Here is a 1,930-nt window from a genome sequence, read left to right as displayed (position 1 = left end):
TGTTTAATGCATAATAAAAGTACAGAGTATTGCAACCAAAATGTTAGAAGGTTGCACAAATAAAAAAAGGCTTGCCAGCCCTAACAAAATACTCTACCGTTAATAGCGACTAAACAAATTAATGGTGGAGGTAAGTGAAAGGATGCTAGCAATGCCCGAAGTTAATCATATCAAAAATTTACGTAATAATAAATCACTATCAATTAATGAAATAGTAAAAAGAACAGGTTTTGCTTGGAAAACCGTTAAGAAATATGCGGATGAAGATCAATTACCCGAGGAAAAAACACCCATAAAAAAAGGTATGATGTATGAAGAAGAGTGGGGAGAAATTGTTTCTGATTGGCTAATGGAGGACCAAGCACTTAAAAAGAAATTGCGAAGGAATAATAAAAATATATTTGAAGAATTACAGCGATTAAAGTTCCCGGGTTCTTATCGAACCGTTTGTAACTATATCGCTGAATGGAAAGATAAAATGTTAGATGAAACTGACACAGTAAAAGAGGAATATGATAGGTTAACACATCCTCCGGCGGAAGCCCAGATAGATTTTGGAGTTACAGAAGTCGTACATGAAGGGAAAGTAAAAGATACGCATTGCTTGGTCTTGAGTTTCCCCTTTAGTAATGGTGGATTTGTAGCACCCTTACCGGCAGAAAATCAAGAATGCTTTTTGGAAGGTATTAAAATACTTTTTGAACAAGCTGGCTTTGTTCCAAGGACACTGTGGTTAGATAATCTATCAGCTGCCGTTGTAAAAGCTAGAGTTCATAATCAGGAAACCATTTTCAATGAGGGTTTTCAACGGTTTGCCAATCACTATGGATTTGAGCCGGTAGCCTGTAATCCAAGAAAAGGAAATGAAAAAGGGCATGTAGAAAATAAGGTTGGTTATGTTCGATATAATTTCTTTACGCCATCACCCGTTGTTCAGGATCTGACACACTTACGTGCGTTATTGCTCAAACATTGTCAGGATGATCATTTAAGGGTGCATTATAAAAAAGGAATTTGTATCGCGGATCTAATAGAGGAAGAAAAGAAATATGGTCTCGCATTACCTGAGAAAGAGTATCCAGTATTTAATAAAACACTGACTTCAGCTAATAAATATGGTGAGGTAAAAATTGATGGACAGGAAATCCACATACCGAATAGTTATCACTATACACAATTGTATGTAATTAAGTACTGGGATGACTTTAAAGTGATTTCTCCACAAGGAGAGGTACTTTATAAGGGACCTAGACAATATATGAATCGGTCTAGGGAAATTCCATGGCAATTCATTTTGAAAAATTGGATGAGGAAACCAAGATCAATTACCTATTCTAGATACTTCCCATATCTTCCAGGAAGAATCGCGCATTATTTGAATAGTGAATCAATGGAACTCAGAAAAGAACGTGTCGATTGGTTACAGAGCTTCATAATAAAATACAGTATGCAAGAAATAGATGAGCGTTTCTATGAATTGTTACCAGTGGATGATAAAGAAAATAGAAATGAATCATTACATGCTTCGGTTGCACATCCGTATGATATAAATTGGAGTATCTACGACTCTCTTCAACCCTTCAACCATTCGTTGACAGGAGAGGAAGTATAGAATGTCTAATTTGATTAGAGAGAAATGCAAATCGTTGCGTTTAGCATATGTCGCAGACATATACGAGCAGATTCCCTTCGAGAATCCTGAGCAGTATATCTCGGCTTTATTACAACAAGAATTAGAACATAGAGAGGTAGCTAAAGGAGAGCGTTTGATCAAAAAGGCGAAATTCATGAATGAAAAAGAACTAAAGGATTACCGGTGGAGTGAACATATTCGTCTCCCTCCACAATTGGATAGAGAAAGTCTCGAATCATTATATTTTATCGATAAAAAAGAGAATTTAATTTTAACAGGTGCGCCTGGGACTGGGAA

The 1,930-nt window shown here is 36.2% G+C and carries 2 protein-coding genes; both read left to right on the top strand.

Annotated features, from left to right (window positions below; all coding sequences use genetic code 11):
• The first annotated feature begins 124 nt into the window (after positions 1–124).
• Positions 125–1,612, top strand: coding sequence for an IS21 family transposase (istA, locus tag BN1068_RS00210; protein ID WP_254846678.1), 1,488 nt, complete (start codon positions 125–127; stop codon positions 1,610–1,612).
• A 1-nt stretch (position 1,613) separates the two neighbouring features.
• A partial coding sequence (locus BN1068_RS00205; RefSeq protein WP_175637032.1) for an ATP-binding protein occupies positions 1,614–1,930 on the top strand: 317 nt, incomplete at its 3' end.

The sequence above is a fragment of the Oceanobacillus sojae genome, from assembly GCF_900162665.1.
GTDB lineage: Bacteria > Bacillota > Bacilli > Bacillales > Amphibacillaceae > Oceanobacillus > Oceanobacillus sojae_A.
Note: the sequence above shows the minus strand (reverse complement) of the source record. Positions and strands in the feature narration are given on the sequence as shown.